Source organism: Aquimarina algiphila, assembly GCF_947494415.1.
In the GTDB taxonomy this organism is placed as follows: Bacteria; Bacteroidota; Bacteroidia; order Flavobacteriales; family Flavobacteriaceae; genus Aquimarina; species Aquimarina algiphila.
The window spans coordinates 956339-977867 of record NZ_CANLVC010000006.1 but is presented as its reverse complement, the minus strand read 5'-3'; the positions used below and the strand labels follow the sequence as shown (position 1 = coordinate 977867).

21 protein-coding genes and 3 tRNA genes are annotated in these 21529 nt (G+C 31.3%); 16 read left to right on the top strand and 8 right to left on the bottom strand.

Annotated features, from left to right (window positions below; all coding sequences use genetic code 11):
• The 4 genes from PQF96_RS13555 to PQF96_RS13540 all read right to left on the bottom strand — a co-directional run bounded on the left by PQF96_RS13555 (window position 1) and on the right by PQF96_RS13540 (window position 2405).
• On the bottom strand, window positions 1-465 hold the full coding sequence (locus tag PQF96_RS13555) for an SRPBCC family protein (RefSeq protein WP_271766816.1): 465 nt from the start codon (window positions 463-465) through the stop codon (window positions 1-3).
• Window positions 458-829, bottom strand: a complete 372-nt coding sequence (locus tag PQF96_RS13550; RefSeq protein ID WP_271766814.1) for an ArsR/SmtB family transcription factor — start codon at window positions 827-829, stop codon at window positions 458-460. Before PQF96_RS13550 ends, PQF96_RS13555 begins: the two co-directional genes overlap by 8 nt.
• A gap of 132 nt (window positions 830-961) precedes the next feature.
• Window positions 962-1465 (bottom strand): DinB family protein, encoded by a 504-nt coding sequence (locus PQF96_RS13545; protein ID WP_271766812.1) that lies wholly within the window; start codon window positions 1463-1465, stop codon window positions 962-964.
• A gap of 217 nt (window positions 1466-1682) precedes the next feature.
• Window positions 1683-2405 carry a DUF1223 domain-containing protein gene (locus tag PQF96_RS13540; protein WP_271766810.1) on the bottom strand — a complete coding sequence of 241 codons (723 nt, stop codon included), beginning with the start codon at window positions 2403-2405 and terminating at the stop codon, window positions 1683-1685.
• Window positions 2406-2450: 45 nt separating this feature from the next.
• Here PQF96_RS13540 and PQF96_RS13535 point away from each other — a divergent pair, with 45 nt between their 5' ends.
• The 5 genes from PQF96_RS13535 (at window position 2451) to PQF96_RS13515 (ending at window position 6471) form a co-directional block, all read left to right on the top strand.
• Window positions 2451-3095 (top strand): DUF4159 domain-containing protein, encoded by a 645-nt coding sequence (locus tag PQF96_RS13535; protein ID WP_143918195.1) that lies wholly within the window; start codon window positions 2451-2453, stop codon window positions 3093-3095.
• A complete protein-coding gene (locus PQF96_RS13530) occupies window positions 3095-3613 on the top strand; it encodes a TrmH family RNA methyltransferase (protein ID WP_271766808.1) in 519 nt (172 codons plus the stop codon). The genes PQF96_RS13535 and PQF96_RS13530 overlap by 1 nt, the downstream gene beginning before the upstream one ends.
• Window positions 3614-3676: 63 nt before the next feature.
• A complete protein-coding gene (locus tag PQF96_RS13525) occupies window positions 3677-4120 on the top strand; it encodes a hypothetical protein (RefSeq protein WP_271766806.1) in 444 nt (147 codons plus the stop codon).
• Window positions 4121-4168: 48 nt separating this feature from the next.
• Window positions 4169-5257 carry an AI-2E family transporter gene (locus PQF96_RS13520; RefSeq protein ID WP_109438319.1) on the top strand — a complete coding sequence of 363 codons (1089 nt, stop codon included), beginning with the start codon at window positions 4169-4171 and terminating at the stop codon, window positions 5255-5257.
• Between the two features lie 23 nt (window positions 5258-5280).
• On the top strand, window positions 5281-6471 hold the full coding sequence (locus PQF96_RS13515) for a class I SAM-dependent methyltransferase (RefSeq protein WP_271766804.1): 1191 nt from the start codon (window positions 5281-5283) through the stop codon (window positions 6469-6471).
• Here the strand turns inward: PQF96_RS13515 and PQF96_RS13510 are convergent.
• On the bottom strand, window positions 6468-6944 hold the full coding sequence (locus tag PQF96_RS13510) for a hypothetical protein (RefSeq protein ID WP_271766803.1): 477 nt from the start codon (window positions 6942-6944) through the stop codon (window positions 6468-6470). The genes PQF96_RS13515 and PQF96_RS13510 overlap by 4 nt on opposite strands.
• Before the next feature lie 68 nt (window positions 6945-7012).
• Window positions 7013-8635, bottom strand: a complete 1623-nt coding sequence (locus tag PQF96_RS13505) for a hypothetical protein (protein ID WP_271766802.1) — start codon at window positions 8633-8635, stop codon at window positions 7013-7015.
• Window positions 8636-8873: 238 nt separating this feature from the next.
• Here PQF96_RS13505 and PQF96_RS13500 point away from each other — a divergent pair.
• The 6 genes from PQF96_RS13500 (at window position 8874) to PQF96_RS13475 (ending at window position 12626) form a co-directional block, all read left to right on the top strand.
• Window positions 8874-8957: transfer RNA gene (locus PQF96_RS13500), tRNA-Ser, on the top strand.
• 12 nt (window positions 8958-8969) lie between these two features.
• Window positions 8970-9044, top strand: a tRNA-Pro gene (locus PQF96_RS13495).
• A gap of 14 nt (window positions 9045-9058) precedes the next feature.
• A tRNA-Arg gene (locus PQF96_RS13490) sits at window positions 9059-9132 on the top strand.
• A 32-nt stretch (window positions 9133-9164) separates the two neighbouring features.
• Window positions 9165-9434 (top strand): site-specific integrase, encoded by a 270-nt coding sequence (locus PQF96_RS13485; RefSeq protein WP_271766800.1) that lies wholly within the window; start codon window positions 9165-9167, stop codon window positions 9432-9434.
• Window positions 9435-9737: 303 nt separating this feature from the next.
• Window positions 9738-10349 carry a hypothetical protein gene (locus tag PQF96_RS13480; protein WP_271766798.1) on the top strand — a complete coding sequence of 204 codons (612 nt, stop codon included), beginning with the start codon at window positions 9738-9740 and terminating at the stop codon, window positions 10347-10349.
• 828 nt (window positions 10350-11177) lie between these two features.
• Window positions 11178-12626, top strand: a complete 1449-nt coding sequence (locus PQF96_RS13475; protein ID WP_109438308.1) for a glycosyltransferase — start codon at window positions 11178-11180, stop codon at window positions 12624-12626.
• A 133-nt stretch (window positions 12627-12759) separates the two neighbouring features.
• Here PQF96_RS13475 and PQF96_RS13470 read toward each other — a convergent pair whose 3' ends face one another.
• Complete coding sequence (locus PQF96_RS13470) at window positions 12760-13626, bottom strand: IPT/TIG domain-containing protein (protein ID WP_109438307.1); 867 nt, start codon at window positions 13624-13626, stop codon at window positions 12760-12762.
• Between the two features lie 19 nt (window positions 13627-13645).
• Complete coding sequence (locus PQF96_RS13465) at window positions 13646-15715, bottom strand: TonB-dependent receptor plug domain-containing protein (protein WP_271766795.1); 2070 nt, start codon at window positions 15713-15715, stop codon at window positions 13646-13648.
• A gap of 124 nt (window positions 15716-15839) precedes the next feature.
• Here PQF96_RS13465 and PQF96_RS13460 point away from each other — a divergent pair, with 124 nt between their 5' ends.
• The 5 genes from PQF96_RS13460 to PQF96_RS13440 are packed head-to-tail and all read left to right on the top strand — an operon-like array spanning window position 15840 to window position 21400.
• Window positions 15840-16742, top strand: coding sequence for a DUF6607 family protein (locus tag PQF96_RS13460; RefSeq protein ID WP_271766794.1), 903 nt, complete (start codon window positions 15840-15842; stop codon window positions 16740-16742).
• A 4-nt stretch (window positions 16743-16746) separates the two neighbouring features.
• The gene (locus tag PQF96_RS13455) at window positions 16747-18147 is read left to right on the top strand and encodes an ankyrin repeat domain-containing protein (RefSeq protein ID WP_271766792.1); all 1401 of its coding nucleotides are present in this window, start codon (window positions 16747-16749) and stop codon (window positions 18145-18147) included.
• Between the two features lies 1 nt (window position 18148).
• Window positions 18149-18643, top strand: a complete 495-nt coding sequence (locus tag PQF96_RS13450) for a DUF2271 domain-containing protein (protein WP_109438303.1) — start codon at window positions 18149-18151, stop codon at window positions 18641-18643.
• 16 nt (window positions 18644-18659) lie between these two features.
• A complete protein-coding gene (locus PQF96_RS13445; RefSeq protein ID WP_271766790.1) occupies window positions 18660-20846 on the top strand; it encodes a PepSY domain-containing protein in 2187 nt (728 codons plus the stop codon).
• A 41-nt stretch (window positions 20847-20887) separates the two neighbouring features.
• Window positions 20888-21400: a DinB family protein gene (locus PQF96_RS13440; protein WP_109438301.1), complete on the top strand. Its 513-nt coding sequence runs from the start codon at window positions 20888-20890 to the stop codon at window positions 21398-21400.
• Window positions 21401-21529 lie beyond the last annotated feature (129 nt).

Genomic DNA, 21529 nt, shown 5'->3' with positions numbered 1-21529 from the left:
TTAGTTAGAAGTAACTTTAAGATGCTCTTCAAGCCTTTCAAAAACAGAGCCCCAGCCATTTAAGATTCCCATCTTTTCTTGTTGAATGCGGTACTCCTCTGTTGTATGAATAATATTAAAGGTGAAATTGGTTTTATCCCCATTTTCTTCAAACAATGCCTGTATCTCTACACCTTCTGTCATTGGTTTGAAGTTTGCAGACGAACGTATTTCTTTAAACTTCAGAATCACAGAATACACTCCATCTGCTATAAATTCATTTCCATCTGGCATCTCCATGGTATATTTCCAATTTCCACCAACTTTAAAATCGTGTTCTATCACTTTAGTTTCCATTCCTTTTGGACTCCACCAAACGGCTATATGCTCTGGCTGAGTCCATGCTTCCCATACCAAAGATATTGGCACATTAAAAACTCGTTCTATTGTTACTGTACGATTTTTTGCATCATTCTGATTATTCATTCTCTTTGTTTTTAGTTTGTAATTTCATTAAGTAATTTTCAAATGAGTCAATTTTATCTTCCCATAGACTCTTATATTGCTCTATCCATAAAAAAGCTGGAATTAAATTTTTTGGTTGAATCTGGCAGTATCGTTCTCTACCCTTTTGGCTAATTTCAATGATTCCACATTCATTTAGAATTCTAATATGTTTTGAAATTGCAGGCCTGCTAATTTCAAATTTCTCAGCTACTTCATTCACTGTTAATGTATCATTTGAAACTAATTCTATAATATCTCTCCTAACTGGATCGGCTATCGCCTGAAAAACATCTCTTCTCATCTTATTATGTAACTGATCGGTTACAAATATATATGTAATCATTCGGTTACGCAAATATTTTTAAAAAAAACTATATAAAATATTGGACTCTAATAAAGTTTTTTCTTTAAAACTCTTACTACAGGAAGTCTTATTTACTTAAATAAGATTTAGTGTACTCTACAACTATTAAGATTACTGTTTTTTTGAATGTTGTATTACCTCCTCAGAGGATAATCCAAATATTGGAGGTGTCTTTACATTTAATAATGCAAGATAAGTATATAGAACCCCTCTGTGGTGAATTTCATGCTCCACCATCGCTCTAAGCAACTTCCAGATTGTGATTTTATGACCTCCTGGTGTCTCACATTTTTGTTGTAATGACTTTCTATCTAATTCTGAAATGATTTTATTTGATGCTATATTTAATTCAGTATAAAGGTTAATCGTATTTTGATATCCTTTTGCAAAATCTTCTCCACATCCTGTATATAAACTTGGCTTTAACTGAATGTTTTCTACATACATAAATCGTTCTGTGAGTGCCAAATGTCTAATAATATCTCCTATTGTGAATTTTCCTTCCTTAATAGTCCATTCAATTTTATCTTCTGGTATATATTCAAATAGTGCCTTAGTACGTCCTTTTATTCTCGAATAATATTTCAAAAAATTATCTATATCCTGTATTTCCATTTTTCAAAACTTTTATATTAATCATTCTCCATCAAATAATCCTTTTACTAAAATACTCAGAATGAACTAGAATTATTAAAACTATTATATAAAAAAGCCACAATAGTACTATTGTGGCTTCATTAAAAATGGATTCTGATCTGTCTCAGAATAATAATAAACATAATCTATAAACAAAGGAATTGTTATTCCTCCTACAAATTAGAATCCAACATTTTTACAATATTTCTATTCTAGTAGCTCCTGTGGTCTTCAATGATTTATCTTGGGTATAGGCAATAACTGCAAGTTCATCCTTTTCTGAAATCCATTCTGGGATCGTAATTGATATATTTCCAGAATCTGCATTTTTTATAATACGACCTGCAACAATATTCGTATTCTTTAAAGTACGGTTCCGATTTTCTCCTCTCGAAATATCTGTTATTCGTTCAGAAACAACTAAAGCCACTGTTATATTATCAAATACGCCTCCATTAACCTTATAATCCAAAGTTATACTAGCAGTTTCCTTCTTCACATCACTTAAAACAATTTCTGTATTTGCTTTTAAACTTGAATATTTTTTTAAAGCCTGATCAGCCTTTATACGATTTGAGCCTGTAAAATGTTCACTACCATTAATTACTAATTGCGGAGTATAAATAGATCTACTATTAAATTGTAAAGCATATTCTCTTTGATAATCGCTGAATAAAGGAGAACTAAATGGATCTTTCCAACCTAACCTATTCCAATAATCCACATGATACGACAATACAAATACATTCTGATTCTTATATTGTTTTTTTATTTCATCAAGTAGTTTATCTGCCGGAGGGCAACTACTGCACCCTTGAGAAGTAAATAATTCTAATACAATTGGTGTTTTATCAATATCCTGTGCATTAACACCTACCGATACAATAAGTATTAATACCATCATAAGTTGTTTTATCATCTCCATAATTTTAGTACTTTTAGGTCTTATTTTTAGACGATTATTATGGGGAAACTTACGGTATCTCTTTTCTTTCTTTTGATTTCGGCAACGGTTTGCTGTCAGGATATTGCCATCTTACAATATAAAGGTGGTGGTGATTGGTATAGCAATCCCACCGCACTACCTAACCTGATTCGGTTTTGTAATCAAAATATAAATACCACAATTAATGCTAAACCTATAACGGTAAAACCAGAAAGTGTTGATATTTTTCAGTATCCTTATATTCATATGACTGGTCATGGTAATGTCTTTTTCACAGAACAAGATGCCGAAAATCTTAAAAATTATTTATTGAGTGGTGGTTTTTTACATATTGATGACAATTATGGTATGGAGCCTTATGTTCGAAAAGAGCTTGTCAAAATATTTCCAGATAAAAAATTAGTAGAATTACCCAGTACACACCCCGTTTTTTCTTCTAAATATGATTTCCCTCAAGGGCTACCCAAAATCCATGAACATGATGGAAAACGGCCTCAGGCCTTAGGGATTATTCATGAAAACCGATTAATACTTCTTTTTACTTTTGAGAGTGATCTTGGGGATGGTTGGGAAAATCCCGAAGTTCACAATGATCCAGAAGAAGTTCGAACAAAAGCTCTTAAAATGGGAGCAAATATTATTAAATACGCTTTTGAGAATTAATGTCAGAACAACTCCATCATCATACTTCAGGATTTATAAAAAATCAATTTCCTGTTACTCTTATTTGCGATCAAGTAAGCTCTCCTGCTAATATTGGTAGCCTTTTTAGAATAGCAGATAGTTTTGGTATTGAACAAATTTATTTTTGTGGAGAAAATATTTCAGTTGTTAGTAAACGAATGCAACGCACAGCAAGAGCTACTCATGAAATTATCCCTTATCATCAAGTTGAAAATATTCTTAACATAATAGAACAATTTACATCTAGTGGATATACATTATTAGCTCTTGAAATTACAGATACCAGCATCCCTGTTTCAGAATATAAAATTGAAGCTAATGAAAAAATAGCCTTGATTATAGGGGAAGAAAATTTTGGTGTTTCTGATCAAATTCTCACCAAGGTCAAACAGAGTATTCATATCAATATGTACGGTAACAATAGTAGTATGAATGTTGCTACAGCAACAGGAATTGCCCTTTATGAAATTACACAAAAGTTATCATATCATTATTAAACCTAAAAAGAAGTATTTTTATATAGCATCAATAATACCTAAAGATTAATTAACCTTATTCATATGATTTCAAATTCAATAAAAATATCAGTTATCATCTTACTTGTTTTAATACTGCCTATAAAATCTCACGGTCAAGATACAGATAAACAAGAAACTGTAAAAAAGACATTATTGACTATTTTTGAATTATGTGAACAAAATAAGTGTGATCAATTAGCTCCATACATTGTTTATAGAGGTAAGGATAGTAAGAGAAAATGGAAAGACACTTGCAATTCTAAAAACAAAGAAGAGCTAGAGCGTGTGCAAAATATATGTCATCGTATTCAAGAATTCCAAAAATATGATGACTATGAGTTTTCCGAGTTTATTACGCAAGAAGAATCTGAAGGTAAATGGTATGTTTGGAAATTAACTTTCAATACCAAAGAAACGCCAAAAATCTTCTATTTTGCATTTTTAAATATCAATGGTAGTTATGCTATTGGAGATATCGATGGATAGTATCATCGATTCGGATTAATTCTAACAGATATAAAACAATTTAGATAGATGAATTCAAAAACAATCGCATATGGTATTTTAAGAGCAGTAGCAATTATTGTTGGTATTTTGGGATTACTATGGTTTCTATATAAAATACAATCCGTTCTCATCTATGTTGCCTTTGCGGGAGTAATTTCTTTAATGGGAAGACCATTTGTATTATTTCTTAAAAGAAAACTGAAGTTTAACAACACTCTGGCTGTAGTTGTAACACTATTCATTACCATAGGGTTGTTTTTAAGTATTTTCATGCTATTCGTTCCTATCATAAGTGAACAAGGGCAATTAATAGGAGAAATTGATATCAATAAAGTTGGGCAAGACCTCGACAGACTTAATCAAGATGTAAGTGATTACCTTAAAGTAGATAAATTAAATGTTGTAGAATTGATTAAACAAACTGATTTAATGCAGTTTTTTGATCTTAAAATAATACCAAATGCTATAAATTCATTTTTAAGTGGTTTTGGAGCTGTTTTGATAGGGTTGTTCTCTGTTTTATTTATTTCATTTTTCCTATTAAAAGATAGTCAACTTCTGGAGAATAGTTTATTAGTTTTTGCAAAAAAAGAAGATGAAAACAAGTTCATGAGAGCTTTTACCAAAATCAAAGATTTACTTTCTCGATATTTTGTTGGATTACTACTACAGGTTAGTATTCTATTTATTTTATACACTATATTATTACTAATATTTGGTGTTAATAATGCTATTGCTGTGGCACTCATTGCAGCTATTTTTAATTTAATTCCATACATAGGTCCCTTATTCGGAGGCATATTTGTACTCATTTTGGCGATTACCAGTAATCTGGGATTAGATTTTCAAACCATAATCTTACCTAAACTGACTTACATTCTCATAGGATACCTCATTATTCAATTGATAGATAATTTCCTTAATCAACCATTAATTTTTGGAAATAGTGTTAAATCTCATCCTCTGGAAATCTTTTTAGCCATTCTTATTTTTGGACTGCTTTTTGGAATAGGAGGACTTATTGTTGCGGTTCCATTTTATACTGCTATAAAAGTAATTGCCAAAGAATTCCTTTCAGAATATAAGATTGTAAAAACATTGACCAAGGATTTGTAAATCGCAGTCAGAAGTAAAAAGCATTGAATACTAAAATTTTACATAAAGAGGTTCAAGAGTTTATCCTGGAGAAATCCAATAATTCTATTGATTTAAGTATACTAATTTTAAGCGGAAGTCCATTTAAAGATATTACAATCCAAGAATTAGCACAGCAAATTCAAGGAAATCGTAAGACCAAAAGAAAATTACCTTTGTGGCATACCAAAAGTAGAATATATTATCCCCCAACCTTAAACCTAGAACAAACATCTTCTGAAGCCACAGCACTATATAAAAGTAACCTCATTTCGGGAAAAACTCTGATTGACCTTACCGGCGGGTTTGGAGTCGATGATTATTATTTCGCAAAAAAAATAAAAAAAGTAATTCACTGTGAATTCAATGCTTCATTAAGTAAAATCACTACACATAACTTTAAGATATTAGAGGTAAATAATATTACTACTATACATGGAGATGGATTAGAAATTCTTAAAAATCAGAGTACTGTAGATTGGATATATATTGATCCTTCAAGACGACATGATAGCAAAGGAAAAGTATTTTTTCTTGAAGATTGTCTTCCTAATGTACCTAATAACTTAGAACTTTTATTTGGCAAGAGTTCTAATATCATGATAAAAACCTCGCCGCTATTAGATATTCATACCGGAATTAAAGCATTACAGTATGTTAAGGAAATTCATATTGTGGCTGTAGATAATGAAGTTAAGGAATTGATATGGATTCTAAATAAGGGTTATACTGGTGAAATTGGAATGATCACCGTTAATATTCAAAAATCTGGTAACCAAGAATTTTCTTTTTTCCAGAATGAAGAGATCAAACAACCATTAAACCTAAGCGCTCCTAAATCTTATCTTTATGAACCCAATGCCGCTATTCTAAAAAGTGGTGGTTTTCTAATTATTGGCAATACATTGGGATTAAAAAAGCTTCATAATCACTCTCATCTTTATACTTCTGAAAAAATCATCGATTTTCCCGGAAGGAGTTTTGAAATTCTTATTGTATATCCCTATCAGAAAAAAGTAATAGCAAAATCAGGAATTACAAAAGCTAATATAACTACACGGAACTTTCCAGAAAGTGTGGCTTTATTGAGAAAAAAGTTAAAAATTAAAGATGGAGGTGATGATTATTTATTTTTCACCACAGATCATATAAATAAAAAAATCATGATTCATTGTAAAAAAGTATCACGCGACTAATTAGAGTTTGAAAAGACATCAGAATGCTCAATAAAACCTTTTAAATACGCTTTTAAGCCTTCATTATTAACTTTATCAATATTAGCCAACATAAAGTCCCTATCTTCTTCAATATTCTTATAGTATCCTGCTAATTTGGGCGCGTTAGATTGTATACTTAACCTAATCATTCTTAGTTCTATATTATCAGGTTCTAATTCAATTGATTTATCGATTACTTTCTTTGATTTATTAAAATAAGACAACTTATTAAAAGGGTTCCAGGAAAAAGAAGCTTTTAATGCTAAGGCGGCTCCATGATATCCCTGATAAATAGCACCGTCATTTTGTAGTGCTTTCTCTGTCAATTCATAAAACTGATCTGCTTTCTCTTTAGAAACAGCACAGGTTTTGTAAGAATCTCGTATATCTTCAATACGAATGACATCAGTAGTCATAAAGAAAAACAGGAATAATGCGGAAATAATTTTCATTAAATATATAGTATTATAAAAAGAAAAAAACACTTGTTCGAAGGTATAACCAAAAAGTAGTTAACTTATTATTTTGCTATCGATATTTTGACTAATAAATTATTCTTTTTCCCATCATACGCTTCAAGAATCATATCTTTATTAGGCAAAGTAGCAGCTTTAGTAATTTCTAAAACATCTAATCTAGAATTTCTAATATCACTTCCTGTTAAAATAGCTTCTTTAGTAGTCTCTCCAGTAGTATCATCGATAACATAAGATGTAAGATAAATAAACTCTTTCTTCCCATCAAAATATCGGGTTGGAGTTTCATCAAATGAACGTTTTAGATTAGTAAAATCATCAATATAGAATAAATAATGTTTTCCTCCGTGCATAAAGTTCTTATATGACATACTCCTTTTACTCACTGTTCCCATTTGATATTTTGGTAATTTATGCATCCATATCATACTACCATTAGAATCGAGTTTGAAAGCAAAAATATCTCTATAATAATATCTATACGTAGTTCTCGATCCCGACGAACTCGATGTTGTAAAAGATTCTACAAAGCGTTGTTCTCCAAATAAAACTGTACTCCCATCTGCATTAAAAACAACATCATTAACTCTAAGGTTTTCAAGATCTTTCATATCATTGTCTTTTTGAGTTCCTTCATTTATCCTTTCTTCTCTTTTAAGTATTAGAGCTTGTAAATTTTCCTCAGGAATGTCAGACTTTATAACAGACCCTACGGTCCCATTATCAGTCAGTGTAGCAGAAAAAACACCCGAAATCTCATTTTTATTACCTCTATTCGCATAGAAACCAGAGATTTTTATTTTCCCGGAGTCATCTACTTCTATAGCCGCATCAGTTATTGATTTTCCAGAAATATCAAGTTTACTTTTAATAACCTCGCTTCCATCCTGAGTGATTTTAAAAACTTCTGTATGATATGTGTTTTCTAATTTATCTTTATCATCTGATTCTGCATTAAAAATTGAAGCAGTCATATAAAAATGCCCATCATTACCTATAGCAAAATCTTCATTTTGGATTCTGTTAGAGGGATAAGGTAATGTTACTTTTCTTTTCCAAAGAAGATTTAAAGCATCACTATATACAGCAATTCCTATTTTATCAGCTTTATTCGAGCCTGTTTCTATACGAAATAAGACCAAGAGGTTTTTACCATCTGCAGACTTTTTAAAAGCAAACTTATTTATCCTTCCTCCGGCATCAAACCCATATGTGCTCTTAAAACCAAAATCTCTATTAATATTTTCTCTATCATTTACAAGTTGGATTGGTTTTTCTACCACTATACCAGTAAGTGAAACTTTTTGAGCATATGCTTTGTCATTAATAGAATAAAACACAACTGCTTTCCCTCCCAATTCCATCACAGTTTCAAAATCACCTTTATCTTCTACAACTTGTCGTTTCTTTACATCTTCTTTTAGGTTATCAAGAGAATATCGTTGTATTGTCATCGAATTACGTCCCTTTTTAATAGAGGCAAGCCGATTACCAGAAGCTACATGATACGTATTAAGACTTCGTATTCTTTTATACTTCTCTCCTACTTTAAATGTAAAATCTTCTAAAAGAATAGGCTTTTGGGCAAAAGTATATGAAGAAACAAATACTAAAAATACCAAAAAGCATTTCATATTCATTCCTATATTGTTTTTGTTCATATTCATAACATAATGTATAGGTCAATAGTTTACAAATATATAAAAGAAGTATTTAAGGATTCTTCAACTCGTAAATCAAAATGTAAGCTAATTTATTTCTTCTGAAAAAACTGATTTTCAACTTTTTAAAAACGTGCAATAATCAAATAGAAAAATATGGTAAAAAAATGTTGCATTGTAGATTCATAAAAGCTACATTTGCATCCGCATTTGAAACAATAATGCGACGTTCATAAAAGAATAAGGAGAGGTGCCAGAGTGGTAATGGAGCAGATTGCTAATCTGTCGACGCGCAAGTGTCGCCCGGGTTCGAGTCCCGGTCTCTCCGCACTTTTATTTTCGGGGTGTAGCGTAGCCCGGTTATCGCGCCGCGTTTGGGACGCGGAGGTCGCAGGTTCGAATCCTGCCACCCCGACTTTATAGAGTTACGGGCTCGTAGCTCAGCTGGATAGAGCACCTCCCTTCTAAGGAGGCGGTCATAGGTTCGAATCCTATCGGGCTCACAAAAAGCCTTACATGTACATGTAAGGCTTTTTTGTTTTTAAAATCTTCTTTTTCTTCTTGTAGAAAAGGTTTTGTTGAGTACAAAACATTTAGAGATAATCACAATAGAGACCTTGGCAAAACCTTTAAATTACTTAAAATAGAGGTTCTTCCAATACAACATAAATTTTCTACAAAACATATCAGACACACTTTTGCGACTTTAGCAAAATTCAAAGGCATAGATCCCGATATTATTCATGAATTAATGGGACACGAAAAGAATGATATTGACACTGTTTATAAAGACAGATACCCATAAAACGTTAGGAATGAAACACATAAAACAATAATCTATAATCTTGATTGAGCTTTATTTAAAAAATTTATTGGAGCTAAACAATTTTATATAATTTAAAAATCTGTTCTTATCAAAATGTGTTACAACGGATGATTATAAGCCTTGTCCCTGCGACAGAGGAGTCGATATGAGATCTTATATATTGTTATGTGCTGGATTCTATTTTAATTTGATGACCTTTTGTTAATTTTTTAAGAATATTTTTAGGTTTTACCATTATTAATACTTATGTTAAGGTTGTAGTTTTTATAAAAACTATCAGAAATGAAAAAATTGCTTTTATTATTTATATTCTTTGGTTTGTTTTCTTGTACGGAAAGCGACAAAGAGCAATTTGAGCCTGAACAGCCTGAACAGCTAGATATTGTAACAGATGTATATGGAGTACAATATCCTAGTCTGGATCCATCGGTGATATACTGTGGTCCAGGTCAGGGAGCAAAGATGTGTCGATTTTTAAATAAATATGATGAGACAATCTGGGCAGATACAGAAAATTATTATAGTGACTTTTCAGATATAAAATTTTCGAGCTTTACAGGCCATCCGTTTTTTATATCTTTCTTTAATTTTGATAGTACTGTTTCATATTGTGAAGGGTGGAAAAAAGGTGAAACAACTTACGATGGAATGAAATGGAATATAAATTTCAAAAGAGATCAGGAGGATGTTTTGTGGTTTGACTATGAGTATTATGGATCTAGTACAGAAATTGAATACACTATAACTTATAAATATGAAGTAATTGATGGTTTACTTCATTTTTCAAGTACTGACGGTAAAACATTTATTTTCCATCCTTCTCAAAGAAATTATTCAAAAGATATTGTTGAAACAGACGAAATAATTCTATTAAAAGGATGTATATTTTACTAATTTTGTCCACTGTAATGGCTCATCATCTTTATGAGACAAAGTTTGGACTTTAGACATTATGTAAGGTAATAGTTTAATAAGTAGTTTATGATATTAGAATTACCAAATTCGGTATTTCTTTTGTTGAACTTATAATATTTGATACTGCTTCTTGCACATAACGTTTAATATATTGTATCGTAGCGTGTAAAAAGACGCTGAATTTTCGCATAAAAACAGAGCCGAATTTTTATATTTTGTTTTTAATTTATTCTGGTGCAACTTTCATAATATTGTTCATAAATATTAAATGATAAGTGTTATTTTCTCCTTTTCAAATAAACACAATTAATCATAAAAGAATCACCTTTTGTCTTAAAATATAAAGTGTCATTGACACCAGATACCCCGTGTTGTTCTTCTTTTTCGTAAACATAATCTATAAATTCTATTTTATTTAAATCTATGTCTTTTTTTGTCCATATACTGACGGAAGTGATTTTTGTTGGTTATACTTTTTAGACACAACAAAATTTAAAAAGTTACTTCTTTTAAAAAAATAATAGTGTTCAAAAGCTTCTACTTTTACTAGTCAATATATTAAACTGATTTTAAAGCCTTTAAAATCAAGTCTTTTTTTCACAATACCTATAATTGCTTAATAAGAGTATAAATTTTATATAAAAGCTACGGGAAATTTACCCTCTTTTTTCGGGGAAATTACACACAAGTGTGTAAAATCTACACACTTAAAATCTAAGCAAAAAACATAAACACCTGTTAATCAAATACATTCATTGTGGTATCAATATTGGCTACTTCCTACTAGTCATTTAAGAAAATATTTTAATGAAGCAAACAACTTTTGATCCATCCGAAACATCAACTCCTCCAAAAAAAAATAGTAACTCTTTTGAAAAATTGATTTCAAACTCTAAATCATCATTCATTTTAATAGGAACATTTCTATTATTATTTGGTGCAGGGTCTCTGTTCTATTTCTTACAACCTTATTTTGAAGAAATTTATTTAGAGAGAATGAATTCTAATTGGGGACTTCCTCTAATGATAGTAGGCATCTCACTACTTATCGTCAAAGTTAGTTTTCTAATTTATGTACTGTTTTTATACCTACGTTATAAAGTAATTGAATCAGTATCTGATAAAGAATTACCGCTGTGTACAGTAATTGTCCCGGCATATAATGAAGGGGAATTGGTATACAAAACCTTAGTTAGCCTTGCCCAAAGTGATTATCCTCATGAAAAAGTTCAGATCATTTCTATTGATGATGGAAGCCAGGATGATACATGGTCTTGGATGAAAAAGGCTAAGCAAGATTTAGGAAACCGTATTTCGATTTATCAACAACCAAAAAATAAAGGAAAAAGACATGCTTTATACCGTGGATTTAATCTAGGAATGGGAGATGTTTTTATTACTGTTGACAGTGATTCTATTGTTAAGAAAGACACTTTACGCAATATGGTAAGTCCTTTTGTTGTGAATGAGGAATGTGGAGCTGTAGCAGGAAATGTTCTCGTACTAAATAAAGAAAAAGCCATAATTCCACGTATGTTAAATGTGAGTTTTGCTTTTAGTTTTGAGTTCATACGCTCTGCACAAAGTAGATTAGGTTCTGTTCTATGTACACCGGGTGCTCTGTCTGCATATCGTCGAGAAGCTGTTTTTAATTGTCGCGAAGCATGGATCAATCAGACTTTTATGGGAGAAGTGTCAAAAATTGGAGAAGATCGCGCTATGACTAATATGATTTTAAAACAAGGATATAAAGTATTCTTTCAACGCAATGCATACGTTTACACCAATATTCCTGAGCGATATAAAAACTTATCTAAAATGTTTATTAGATGGGAAAGAAGTAATGTTCGTGAAAACATTGCTATGAGCAAATTTGCTTTTGAAAACTTTAGAGAAGGATCAAAAACAGGTACCAGAATATTATTACTAAACCAATGGTTAAAAATGGTGATGGCATACCCAACTCTATTATTAATGTTGTTTTTTATATGTACGTACCCTCTATTATTTCTTAGTTCTTCACTATTAAGCATACTGATCTTTTCTAGCATACAAGCCTTATTTTATGCTAAGAAACATAAAACATCAGAATCGTTTTGGGCATATTCTTATAGTATTTTTTATGCCTTTACCCTATTTTGGATCACTCCTTACGCTATAGCCACTGCAAAAAGAAGTGGTTGGCTGACACGTGATCTTGTTGTCAAAAACGAAACTGAAACCAAAAAACAACCTGTTGTTGCCGTATCATCCTAATCATCTAATTAGGTTGTTTCAATTATTAAAACTTAATGTGTAAAAAAAAGGGGGCTATTAAAGCTCCCTTTTTTGCTAAAACCAGATAAATCAGAAAATCATGGTTTTGGATGTAATAATTAACACTATTACTTTATTCTAGAACAGTTTCTCCATCATTTGGGTTATACACATAATTAAAAGTATAATTACGACCACTTTGAGAAGTATCTTCATTTAAGTAATAGCTTAAGATTTCTATCTTCGCATAATTACCATTACGAGTTCTAAAAACAAGTACCTTTCCAGGGATAGGAGATATAATATTAGTCATAAAATTATAATTATACCAACCATTATCGCTTCCGGTAGGTATAGCAAATGTTGTACTAGCATCTTGATTAAAAGTCAAACCTTCGGCACTAGTAGCACTAGCAAATGTTCCTGTTACTATTGCAGCACCAGCATTACCATTACGAGCTGGTTCATCAGCAGTACCTGTTACTTCTCCTCCATTTACAGCTATCGTTGTTCCTCTAAAAGCAATATCCCAGTCTGTTTCGCTAGTAGTGACCGTTCCTGTCTCGAAGTCAAACTTGGTAAACACACCACCAATGGCTTGTCCAGTTCCCTGTCCTCCTGTTTGTGGTGCTGGCAGATTTTCTACTTTATTTTCTACTAAAGGATCTAGTATTGTAAACATTCCTGCATTTATTGTTTTTGTATCATATTTTACAGTAACTTCTCCTGTTGTAGCGTTCGCAGGAACAGAGGACACAATAGTAGTAGTATTAATACTCGTTATAACCGCTTGTACATCATTAAAAGAAACCGTAATATCATCAGAAGAATTTGGAAAACCTGTTCCCGTAATTGTTACTTCTGACCCTACTGTGCCTTTACTCAAGGATAAATCACTAATAGTAAAATCTACCGCCTGAGGAGTATCATTATCATCATCACTACTGCATGAAGTAAATGCGATGCTTATTGCTGTTAATAAAAGAATTACTTTTTTCATTGTTATGATTTTTAAATATTTAAAACTGATAATTAATTTTTGTAAAGAATTGAATTCCGGGTAATGTAGGAATAAGGGGATCTGTGTAATCAAAAAGATTATTAGCTCCTATTTGCAGATTAAAATTTTTGTAAAATGTTTTACTCGCAGCAACATTTGTGGTAACAAAACCATCAACAAAACTAGTATCATAATCATCGATAAGACCATTACCATTCGTATCAAATAATGCATATTTACTTCGATATAGTAGTCTAACATTTATATTAGCTTTTACTGAAGGGATGTCATAAAATATTTTAAAATTTGCATTATGTCTTGAACGATTGACAAGTCCAAAATAATCTGATTTTGAAACTTCGATAGTCTCATTTGTTTGTGGATCTCGCGCAAATACTTCTCCATTATCTATTGCATCTTCTTTTGTTTTATCAAAAGCATAAAGTAATTGATATCCCGCACTTATATTAATATTCTTATTGAACTCATAGGAGATATTCGTTTCTAAACCTGTTGTGTATATTTTATCAAAATTAAAATAGCTAAACACATTTTGCCCATTAGTTTTTCGAGCTATAATTCGAGTGTCAATTAGGTTTTTAAAATCATTTCTAAAAAAGTTTACCTCTGTATTCCAATTTTGTTTTTTATACGTCAATCCTATATTATACCCTACAGAACTTTCTGCTTCCAACGGGTCTTCTAAATCACTTTCTGGAACAACAATATCTAATATCTGTCCCTGATCCTGTAACTCTCTTAATTTATCTATAGCTACATTATACCCTAAAACGGTATATCCAACTGCCGAGTTTGTAAAATCAAAATATAATTGCCGAAAATCAGGGGCTTTAAACCCATACCCAATAGAAGCTTTTGCTGCAAGTGTATTTGTTATTTTATACCGTAATGCAAGTTTAGGACTGAATTGATTACTATATTCTGAATGGTTATCAAATCTGGCACCCACTATAACATTGAGGGGATTTATAACATTTATATCATATTGAGCATATGCATATTGAGAACTAAAATCTACTTGCTCATCAAAAAAAGTACGATCTAATTGATCATATTGAAAACCAAAACCTGTTGTGAGTTTACTAGAATTTTTAAATGTATATGTACTTCTAACCTCAGGTCTGAAAAGACGCTGATCAAAATCACTATCTGTGAGAACATCATCAGATATAGGATCTGCTAGCTTTTCTGCCGCAGTATAATTGGTATAATACAATTCATATGCAAGAGTTAAATTTTTGCTCCAGTTGTGATCAAAACGAAGATGTGCATTCCATTCTTCTTCTTTACTATCTCCCTCAAAACGTGTATCATTAACTATAAATCCTGCATCCTGATTTTGATTATAGTATCTCGCAGAAGCAAATAAAGATATGTTTTCAGAAAAATCATTGTAAATCCTTGCATTCAAAGTATAGTTTTCAAAAGGATTTACAGTTTGACCTTCAGTCTCAGGGTTAAGATCATACCCTTCACTAGAGAAACGGTTGGCAAATATTCCATATCTAAAGCTTTTAATACGTTGTTTGATATCCAGGTTTATATCTTGCTGAGTAAAACTACCTATTCTATAAGAAGCGTTACCAGAAAGTTTTTCCGTTTCTGGAGCAGAAGTAATAATATTAATAACACCTCCCAAAGCTTCTGAGCCATACAAACTACTAGATGGACCTTTTACGACTTCAATTTGTTTTATATTTCCTACAGTGAGTCTACTAACATCAAAATTCCCTGCACTACGACCTACCAAAGGGACACCATCTATAAGAATAAGAATATAATCTGAAGCTATTCCCTGGATTTGGACTCCTTCAAAACCACTTTGATCTGCAACGGTTATAATCCCGGTTTGCTCATTTAGAATCTCATTAAGACGAATAGTCCCGGATTGAATAATTTTTTTCTTGGAAACCAAAGTAACAGGTAATGGCAAAGAAGAAAGTTGTCTTGCTGTTCGAGTAGCTGTTAATATAACTTCATCTATTTCAGTAACTTTTGTAGTATCTATTTCAGTTTCCTGAGTATATCCTTTTACAAAAGCAAAAACACATAACACACTTAGATACATTTTTTTAACCCACATAGTTATTTATAATCATTCTTAATAAAGCGCAAATATATTCGTTATTTTTATTTATTCTAAATAAATTTAATTAATTTTGAAAAAAATTTTTACATCAAATTATCAAACAATGAAAACAATACCTTCTATCGTATTTGGAATTTTTAGTATTCTTACCCTAAGTGCCCAGAATAAAAAAACAAAAGACATTGATGCTATTAAAAGCATGTGCGGTTGTTTTGAAGTAACCTTTAATTTTGCCGAAACTTTTCAGTATAGTAAAGATTCTTTATATAAACCATCAAAAACAAAGACAGATAAGGGCTTAGAGTGGGCTCAACTGATTGTTGATCAAAAGGACAAGGTTTCCATTCAGCATTTACTTCAGGTTGGAAACCCTTCTGACCCACATATTGTAAAACATTGGAGGCAAGATTGGATTTATGAAAACACAGATTTTTACATGTTCAACACTAATAACACCTGGAAATATGAAAATAAAACCAAATCTGCTGTTGAAGGACAATGGACTCAAAAAGTATATCAGGTAGATGATAGTCCGAGATACGAAGGTTCTGCAACCTGGGTGCACATAGACGGTAAAAGTTTTTGGGAGAACACAACCAACGCTCCTTTACCTAGACGAGAATATACCAAAAGAAGTGATTATAACTTAACAGTAAGGGGAAATAGACATGAAATCACCAGTAAGGGATGGGTTCACGATCAAGATAATGATAAAGTGATTCATGAAGAAGGAAAAGAACCTATTGTACTGGCCAAAGAAAAAGGATATAACACCTATATTAAAGTAGATGATAGTAGATGCAAAGCTGCTGCTGATTGGTGGGTAAAACATCAAGAAAAATGGGCATTAGTTCGAAGCAAATGGAATGATATCTATGGTCGAAACACAACTTTATCTTTAGAAGCCAAAGTTGATAATAAAGCATTATATAAACACTTATTCTCTGATGATTACACTCAGAAAAATGATATTGCAAAGGTGATTGAATCCTTTGTAAAAAAATAATAAAATGGGATATTCAAAAAAAATAATGTGCATCAGCTTATTATTATGCATAGGTTTTGTTTACGCTCAAAATAGTAACGTTTTTTTAGATCGGGAATATTGGAAAACAAATCCCAGCATTACCGATATAGAACAAAAAATTAAAGAAGGTAACAACCCTTCTGAATTGAATCAGCACCTTTTTGATGCTGTTTCCTGGGCATTAATTGAAAAAGTTGACAATACAACCATAAAACATTTACTTACGAAAAAAGGAAATGGTGTTAACAAATTGACTCATGACGGAAGAACCTATATTTTTTGGGCTGCTTATCGCAACAATTTAGAAATGATGCAATTTTTGGTGGATAAGGGTGCAAAAACAGATATTATAGATAGCCATGGATATTCTGTATTAAATTTTGCAGCCGTAACTGGTCAAACTAATACAGCGATTTATGATTTCTGTATTGCACATGGTGCTAATGTGATCACAGAAAAAAATCATGATGAAGCTAACGCTCTGCTTCTAGTTGCTCCTTTTCTTACAGAGTATACCCTTGTAGACTATTTTGTTTCTAAAGGAATTGCTTTAAATAGTACCGATGATAAAGGTAATGGTATTTTTAACTATGCAGCCAAAAAAGGGAATATCGAATTCATGAATATGTTAATCAAAAACGGAGTCTCTACGAAAGGTCTAAATAGAGAAAATGGTAATGCTATGATCTTTGCCAGTCAAGGAACTCGAAGAAGCTCAAACTCCTTAACTACATTTAAATATTTAGAAAAACTAGGAATTACCCCCAATGTTACAACAAAAAATGGAGTAACCCCACTACATGCTTTGGCTTCCAAAAGTAAAGATATTACAGTTTTAGAATACTTTATAAATCAAGGAGTTAATATCAATCAAAAAGATAAAGATGGAAAATCTGCGTTAACTAACGCTATTTCAGGAAATTCTATAGAAATTGTAAAGTTTTTAATTGGTAAAGGAGCTGATATTTCTGTGAAAGACAAAAAGGGGAATAATCTTGGTTATTATCTTATGCAAACATTTAATGCAAAAAAAACAGAAGAATTTGATCAAAAATTAGCAATACTTACTGAGAAAGGGCTTGATATTAAGGAAATACAAGGAAATGGAAATACTTTATTTCACTTAGCACTACATAAAAATGATATAGAATTATTAAAAAGAATAGAAAGATTAGGAATAAATGTGAATACCAAAAACGGTGAAGGTATCACTCCCTTGCACAAAGCAGCTATGCAAGCAAAAGATGATATCATCCTTAAGTATTTATTATCAATTGGTGCAGATAAAACAATAAAAACAGATTTTGAAGAATCAGTACTTGATCTTGCAAATGAAAATGAATTATTACTGAAGAATAATATTGTATTAAATTTTTTAAAATAAAATGAAAAATAAATTTCTTTTTAAAGCCTTCCCTTTACTCTTACTTACACTGTTTTTAGTCTTTGGATTCAGCACTAGTTCAGAAAGTACAAAGTATAAATGTATGATCCAAATGATTAATTATACTGGTGAGGGTGCATATATTGCCATTTCATTATTAGATGCTCAGGGCAATTACCAAAAGACATTATATGTGCAAGGAGATGATGAAGAATGGTATCATGACATTCCAGAATGGTGGAGTTTTTATGGAAAAAGACGGCCAGATATTGATGCCATTACAGGAGAAACTATACCTGGTGGCGGACGTGCAATTAGTATTATCGAAATAGAAAATGACAAGATTAATACCGGATATAAAATTCGTTTTGAAACCGCTGTTGAAGATCAGAAATATTATAAAGATGATATTGAGTTTGAATTAACTTCAGAAACTATAAAAAGTAAAATAGAAGGCAAAGGGTTTATACGATATGTACGTATGCTTCCACAATAACAACCATACCAACTAAATGACTATTTCAATATGGAGATATAGCCACCTCTTACTGGCTATATCTTCTTCTCTCTTTTTACTCATAGCATCTGTCACGGGAATTGTTTTGACGTTTGAACCCATTTCAGACTCTATAAAATCTTTTCATATTAAAGGAAGTAACGATCTTTCTGTAGCAGAAACAATACATACACTGCAACATCATTATGACGAAATAATTAGTTTCGAAATAGATGCCAATAATGCAATGATCGCATCTGTAATTACAAAAGAAGGAAATAGTGAAACAATTTATGTCGACCCTACAAACGGGGGAAAACTAGGTAAACCTATAGAAAAGGCAACTGTTTTTAAATTTGCCACCAATCTACACCGTTCTTTGTTTCTAAAAAGCACCGGAAGGTTTTTTGTTGGGTTTGTCTCATTTATATTATTTATAATAGCAATTACAGGTGTCTTGTTAATCTTAAAAAGACAAAGAAGTATTAAGCGTTTCTTTTTTAAAATTGAGAAAGAGTATTTTGCTCAATTTTATCATATAATTTTAGGTCGATTACTGCTTATACCCATACTTCTCATTGCAGTAACTGGTGTTTATTTATCTTTAGAAAAATTCTCTTTACTTCCAAAAAGTACAATATCTCATCAAGTAAATATAGAGAATAGTGGATCTACTCCAAAAATTGCAATCAAAGATTTTGATATTTTCAAAACCATAACACTTAAAAATGTCAAAGCAATAGAGTTTCCTTTTTCTGATTCTGTTGAAGATTATTTTCTTATCAAACTATCAGACAGAGAACTTATTGTAAATCAATTTACAGGGGCAATCATAAGTGAAGAACTATATCCATTTGTTACTTTGGCATCCCAATGGAGCATGGTATTACACACCGGAAAAGGAAATATTTTATGGTCTACCATATTACTTATAGCCAGTTGTTCTATTCTATTTTTTATGTACTCTGGTTTTACAATGACGATTAAAAGACATAAAAAAAGTAAATTACGCCACTCTAATCATAACAAGGATGAGTCAGAATACATTATTCTGGTTGGTTCTGAAACTGGCAACACATTCACTTTTGCCACTCTTTTTGCTAATGCACTTGCTGCAATTGGAAAAACTGTCTTTATTTCTGAATTAAACAACTATTCCAGCTATAGACAAGCACGGCATCTCATTATATTTACATCAACATACGGGGAAGGAGAACCTCCTACAAATGCAAAAAAATTCGAACAAAAATTCAAAGCAATTCGACCGATTAACAGCATTCAATTTTCTGTAGTAGGACTAGGTTCTTTAGCATATCCTGATTTTTGTAAATATGCACTTGATGTGAATCACACATTAGCATCTCATCCCCTATTCACATCAGTTTTAGAACCATATAAAATAAACAATCAATCTTTTGAAGCCTTTAAAGATTGGGTTTCTATTTGGAGCTCTACATTGAAAATATCTTTACATATAAAACAACCTCAAAAAAAGAAAAAAAGAAAAAATAATGTATTTACAATCATAGAAAGAACACCAATCAATGAAGATGATACATTTTTACTTCGTTTACGTACGAAGCGTACTATTGATTTTCAATCTGGTGATCTTTTTTCTTTCTCTCCAAAAGAAGATGAAATTGAACGTTTATATTCTATTGGAAAAGTAAATGGAGATATTCTTTTAAGTATTAAAAAACATGAATTGGGAATTTGCTCAAACTATTTTAGTAAACTTCAAAAAGGTGACACTATTAAAGCCTCTATAAAACAAAACTCCACATTTCATTTTCCAAATATCAGAAAAGAGGTCATTATGATCGCTAATGGAACAGGAATTGCTCCTTTTTTAGGAATGATCGCTAGTGAGAAAAATATGTCAAACACTCACTTATTTTGGGGTGGACGTACTAGAGCTTCCTTAGAGATTTATAACGATTTTATTAAAAAAGAGCAATTATCGAGTTTTCATACCGCATATTCGCAAACTCAAAAAGATAAAATATATGTTCAGGATTTGATTACCAAAGAAGCAAATCTGATTAGTAACGTTTTAAAAAACAACGGAATTATAATGATTTGTGGTTCTATAGGAATGCAAAAAGAAGTACTTCATGTTTTAGAAACTATTTCAAGGAAAAATTTAAATCTACCTCTAAGTATATTCGAAAAGAAAAATCAAATCAAGGTAGATTGTTATTGATTAAAATTAATAATATTTTATTGTACAACATAGTCAAAACCATGAAACGAATTTTCACAATAATCGGATTAGCCTTAATAGTTTTGTGCTGCTCAGAAAATAACAATGACCCAAATATAAAGTCGTTACTCGTTCAACAATTAAAGAATACTCATACAAATCAAGAATGGTTTGTGCCAACAAAAAAAGCGATAGAAGGCCTTACTCCAGAGCAATCGAATTGGAAAAACAATACTGAAGATCATTCGATTCGCGAATTGATTTCTCATCTAATTTTCTGGAATGAAATGAATTTAAAAGCTTTTAAAGGAGAAGAAGTTCCCGAATTTAACAATGACAATAAAGATACTTTTAAAAAAAATAGTGAGCTGGATTGGAAAAATGTAACTAAAAAACTAGATAGTATACAAACAGAATGGGAACAAGTGACTGAAAATGCATCTGAAAAACAAATAGCAGAATGGAATATTGAAATTGCAAATATGGCTTTACATACTGCCTACCACACTGGACAAATACTTTATATTCGAAAACTCAATGGTTGGTGGAAATAATGATAATGTAGAGTGAAATTAAAAATCAATAATCAGGAAAACACATTGCACAGCAACAGCCGATAAGTAATCAACTGAAGAGGTTTAGGTTATATTTACAAAAGCCTTCAAATTTATAATTTAATTCTG

What these genes read in the sequence shown, in the direction of transcription:
- PQF96_RS13460 (WP_271766794.1), top strand. Translation starts at nt 15,840, where the DNA reads ATGAAAACAATACCTTCTATCGTATTTGGAATTTTTAGTATTCTTACC.
- PQF96_RS13525 (WP_271766806.1), top strand. Translation starts at nt 3,677, where the DNA reads ATGATTTCAAATTCAATAAAAATATCAGTTATCATCTTACTTGTTTTA.
- PQF96_RS13480 (WP_271766798.1), top strand. Translation starts at nt 9,738, where the DNA reads ATGAAAAAATTGCTTTTATTATTTATATTCTTTGGTTTGTTTTCTTGT.
- PQF96_RS13530 (WP_271766808.1), top strand. Translation starts at nt 3,095, where the DNA reads ATGTCAGAACAACTCCATCATCATACTTCAGGATTTATAAAAAATCAA.
- PQF96_RS13440 (WP_109438301.1), top strand. Translation starts at nt 20,888, where the DNA reads ATGAAACGAATTTTCACAATAATCGGATTAGCCTTAATAGTTTTGTGC.
- PQF96_RS13545 (WP_271766812.1), bottom strand. Translation starts at nt 1,465, where the DNA reads ATGGAAATACAGGATATAGATAATTTTTTGAAATATTATTCGAGAATA.
- PQF96_RS13450 (WP_109438303.1), top strand. Translation starts at nt 18,149, where the DNA reads ATGAAAAATAAATTTCTTTTTAAAGCCTTCCCTTTACTCTTACTTACA.
- PQF96_RS13475 (WP_109438308.1), top strand. Translation starts at nt 11,178, where the DNA reads ATGAAGCAAACAACTTTTGATCCATCCGAAACATCAACTCCTCCAAAA.
- PQF96_RS13455 (WP_271766792.1), top strand. Translation starts at nt 16,747, where the DNA reads ATGGGATATTCAAAAAAAATAATGTGCATCAGCTTATTATTATGCATA.
- PQF96_RS13470 (WP_109438307.1), bottom strand. Translation starts at nt 13,626, where the DNA reads ATGAAAAAAGTAATTCTTTTATTAACAGCAATAAGCATCGCATTTACT.
- PQF96_RS13550 (WP_271766814.1), bottom strand. Translation starts at nt 829, where the DNA reads ATGATTACATATATATTTGTAACCGATCAGTTACATAATAAGATGAGA.
- PQF96_RS13555 (WP_271766816.1), bottom strand. Translation starts at nt 465, where the DNA reads ATGAATAATCAGAATGATGCAAAAAATCGTACAGTAACAATAGAACGA.
- PQF96_RS13520 (WP_109438319.1), top strand. Translation starts at nt 4,169, where the DNA reads ATGAATTCAAAAACAATCGCATATGGTATTTTAAGAGCAGTAGCAATT.
- PQF96_RS13505 (WP_271766802.1), bottom strand. Translation starts at nt 8,635, where the DNA reads ATGAATATGAACAAAAACAATATAGGAATGAATATGAAATGCTTTTTG.
- PQF96_RS13445 (WP_271766790.1), top strand. Translation starts at nt 18,660, where the DNA reads ATGACTATTTCAATATGGAGATATAGCCACCTCTTACTGGCTATATCT.
- PQF96_RS13465 (WP_271766795.1), bottom strand. Translation starts at nt 15,715, where the DNA reads ATGTATCTAAGTGTGTTATGTGTTTTTGCTTTTGTAAAAGGATATACT.
- PQF96_RS13535 (WP_143918195.1), top strand. Translation starts at nt 2,451, where the DNA reads ATGGGGAAACTTACGGTATCTCTTTTCTTTCTTTTGATTTCGGCAACG.
- PQF96_RS13540 (WP_271766810.1), bottom strand. Translation starts at nt 2,405, where the DNA reads ATGATAAAACAACTTATGATGGTATTAATACTTATTGTATCGGTAGGT.
- PQF96_RS13510 (WP_271766803.1), bottom strand. Translation starts at nt 6,944, where the DNA reads ATGAAAATTATTTCCGCATTATTCCTGTTTTTCTTTATGACTACTGAT.